Raw genomic sequence first — 1643 nt, forward strand, 5'->3', positions numbered from 1 at the left:
TGGAATTTAATGGGAATTCCAATTTCAGTATTACCTTTCTTTTTTCCTTTTCTCTAACTTTTTTACCTTTTGTAAGTTTTCTTTTAGAAAGTTAAGGCTTTCATCTTTTCAAATTGGGAATTTATTTCAAATCACGATTGCTTTTTCATTTCCTTAGTTTTCATTGATTAAAAGTTAATAAGGAGACCTTCATGCATTGAAGCTTCAATCCCAAATTGACAGTAATTGTATAGAAAATGAAAACTGCCAATGGAAAACTAACTATTGGAAAAAGCCATTGAGAAGAAAATTAAGTACTATCCCAAAATTTATTCTTTACCTAGGAATTAAAATAAGGGAGACCAGAAAAATAATTAAAATAAGCTTTGAATCATATTGGATTCTTATCATGAACTCCAAAGTCATCCTAAAATAGATGTTGCTATGACCCGAAAATTTCTTTTTGTGGTAATTCTATGTGGTTTTTTTTTATCAAATTGGGGAATGTCTCAAGAACTAGATACTGGGACTATTCGGGAAATAAAAGCGAAACAATCTGGCTTTGCCAATATTATAGTTACCACAAAAATTGCTTGTGAAGTTTTTGTCAACGGCCAAAGTTTCGGTGTGCTCAGAGGGAAAAAGGTAATTCATGTTGCTGCAAATAAAGGGGATAATTTGCTTCAGGCTGAATCTTTGGAAGAAGGGCATTTATTCGAAAAGATTGTATCATTGAGTGAAGAAGATAAAAACTCTAATAAGCTTGTGATCATTGATTTTGAAGAAGCAATAGTTGAAGAAACATCCTCAAAAAATGTGATTGATGGAATGATTTTGGTAAAAGGAGGAACTTTTATTATGGGAAATAAAAATGGGAATAGCAATGAGATCCCTGAACATCAGGTAACTGTCAGTGATTTTTATATTGGACAATATGAGGTGACTGTAGGGGAGTATCGGAAGTTTTGCGAAGAAACAGGCTATGACATGCCTAAGGAACCTTCATGGGAGTGGAATGATAATGATCCTATGGTGAAGATTACTTGGCATGACGCAGTGGCTTATTGCGAATGGGCGGGAGGTAGACTTCCTACTGAAGCAGAATGGGAGTATGCTGCCCGTGGAGGGGTACAAAGTCAGGGGCATTTGTATAGTGGGGAAAATATATTTGAGAAAGTGGCTTGGCATAATGGAAATTCAAAAAAGAAGGTTCATCCGGTGGGAGACAAGGCTCCAAATGAATTGGGAATTTATGATATGAGCGGAAATGTATGGGAATGGTGTAGCGATTTTTTTAGTACAAGTTTTTATAAAAAAGAAGGCTTAAAAGATCCAAAAGGGCCAAAGAGGGGAAAGTTTAAGGTTCTTCGGGGTGGAAGCTGGAATAATCCACCGGATAGAGGGCGCGTATCCTTTCGCTATAGTTTTGGAGCCAAAGGGTGGGGCAAGCATATTGGATTTAGGATGGTTAAGGATGTGAAATGAAATTAAATAAGTATTAAAAGTTAGAAGTTAAAACCCGGGCCTTTAAGGCCCGGGTTTTAAATCTCTTGTCTGTTCACCATTTTGTCCAGTAAAAATGGCTTTAAGTTTTTTATAGATTAGCTATTAGAGCAAAGAGTTTACTCTCAACCGACACTATCCGGAAAACTGTGTAAGTAGGT

Annotated in this window: 1 protein-coding gene; it reads left to right on the forward strand. The window is 36.0% G+C overall.

Translation table 11 applies throughout. The features are described 5' to 3' along the window. The first annotated feature begins 423 nt into the window (after positions 1 to 423). Complete coding sequence (locus E1171_RS01665; RefSeq protein ID WP_155203441.1) at positions 424 to 1464, forward strand: formylglycine-generating enzyme family protein; 1041 nt, start codon at positions 424 to 426, stop codon at positions 1462 to 1464. Positions 1465 to 1643 lie beyond the last annotated feature (179 nt).

Source organism: Xanthovirga aplysinae (genome assembly GCF_009711365.1).
GTDB lineage: Bacteria > Bacteroidota > Bacteroidia > Cytophagales > Cyclobacteriaceae > Xanthovirga > Xanthovirga aplysinae.

Bases quoted from the DNA above. Each gene is read 5' to 3' on its own strand.
- E1171_RS01665 (WP_155203441.1), top strand. From the start codon at position 424: ATGACCCGAAAATTTCTTTTTGTGGTAATTCTATGTGGTTTTTTTTTA.